Below are 2000 nucleotides of genomic sequence, written 5' to 3'. Positions count from 1 at the left end.
AGGTATTGGGTCTGTCTCTGACGGGCATTCAGATTCAGTACTCTGCGTGAGAGTTTGAGTATGAGAGAGGTGTGTGTCAAAACAGGTCTGTTCTTCTGGCATGCTGAGAGTGTCATTGTGAGGTTGTGATTTATCAAGTTGTATCATACACAAAAAAAACGGCTGTAAGCGCCTCTCAAGCGCCATAAAAAACGCCCTTCGGTAGGAAGGGCGTGGTGAATGCGATATCCGCGTTAGCCAATATAACGCTAACTGAATATGGCTGACTGACTTATTGTTTGATCATATACCCGTAAGCCCGTTGTGTGCCGTCAGGCTCTTGCTGGATATACACCCCTTGTAACTCAGGTGAGAAGCCCGGTAGCAGGTTAATCCCCTCTTCTAGCGCCAAGAAGTAACGCTGCGCCGCCCCGCCCCACACTTCGCCTGGAACAACACACAGTACACCCGGTGGATAAGGCAGTGCGCCCTCTGCCGCAATACGCCCTTCAGCTTTACACAGCGCCACTAATTCAACGTTGCCACGTACAAACTCAAGGTGTGCATCTTGCGGGTTCATCATCACTTTCGGGAAGTGAGACTGGCGGAACATCTCTTTTTGTAGTTGCTTAACATTATAACTGGCATACAGATCGTGCATCTCTTGGCAGAGCTGACGCAGGGTGTAGCCGCGATAACGGGCTTCGTGCGCACGATAAATGCTTGGCAGTACATCACTCAGCAGTGCATCTTCGGCAACCAAATGTTCAAAGCGGGCAATCTGGGCAATCAAATGCTGCATTTTAGCCAGATCTTCTGCCGGTGTGAGCAGGAACAAAATCGAGTTCAAATCACATTTTTCAGGGATAATGCCGTTTTCGCGCAGGAAGTTAGCCAAAATAGTGGCCGGAATACCAAACTCAGTATATTCACCGCTGGCGGCATCAATACCCGGTGTGGTCAGCAGAAATTTGCACGGGTCAACAAAGTATTGGTGCGCGGTATAACCTTCAAAGGCATGCCATTTTTCATTCGGCACAAAATCAAAAAAGCGCAAATCATTGGCCATGACATCAGTATCAAACGTTTCCCATTTGCGCCCGTCAATCATAGGCGGTACAAACGGTTTGATCATGCTACACGTGTTGAGCAGCAATTTACGTGCTTCGATACCGGTTTTCACGCAGTCCATCCACAAACGGCGACCACTTTCACCGTCGTGCATCTTCGCGTTGACATCCAGTGCCGCGAACAGAGGATAGAACGGGCTGGTTGATGCGTGCATCATAAAGGCGTTGTTAAAGCGTTTGTGGTTACAGTAGCGATCTTGCCCCTTAATATGGCGATCTTTTTTATGGATTTGCGAGGTTTGTGAGAAACCAGCCTGCTGTTTATGCACCGATTGGGTCACGATAATACCCGGATCATTTTCATTCAGATCGAGCAATAACGGTGAGCACTCTTTCATCATCGGAATAAACTGCTCGTAACCTACCCACGCTGAGTCAAACAAAATGTAATCACACAGATGGCCGATAGTATCCACCACCTGACGTGCATTGTAGATAGTACCGTCATACGTGCCGAGCTGAATAATCGCTAAACGGAACGGGCGCTGAGCGGCCGCTTTTTCTGGCGCAACTTTACGGATCTCATCACGCAAATATCGCTCATTAAAACAGTGCGCATCAATACCGCCAATAAAACCAAACGGGTTACGGGCCGTTTCGAGATAAACCGGTGTCGCGCCAGCTTGCAACAGTGCGCCATGATGGTTTGATTTATGGTTATTACGATCAAACAACACTAAATCACCACGGGTTAACAGCGCATTGGTTGCCACTTTATTCGATGCAGATGTCCCATTAAGCACAAAATAAGTTTTATCGGCATTAAAAACTTTTGCTGCATGTTTTTGTGCTTCACACGGTGCGCCTTCATGGATCAGCAAATCACCGAGCTTAACATCGGCATTACACATATCTGAACGAAACAGCGTTTCGCCAAAAAACTCAAAAAAT

1 protein-coding gene is annotated in these 2000 nt (G+C 47.5%); it reads right to left on the bottom strand.

The genetic code is table 11. The annotated features are described in order from the left end of the window. Positions 1–271 precede the first annotated feature (271 nt). Positions 272–2000: ornithine decarboxylase (gene speC / locus ACRC27_RS07940; RefSeq protein ID WP_438639606.1), on the bottom strand; the 1729-nt coding region annotated here is incomplete at its 5' end.

It is taken from the genome of Plesiomonas sp., from assembly GCF_051650925.1.
Classification (GTDB): Bacteria; Pseudomonadota; Gammaproteobacteria; order Enterobacterales; family CAMTGL01; genus Plesiomonas.
This window is presented reverse-complemented; position numbering and strand designations above follow the sequence as displayed.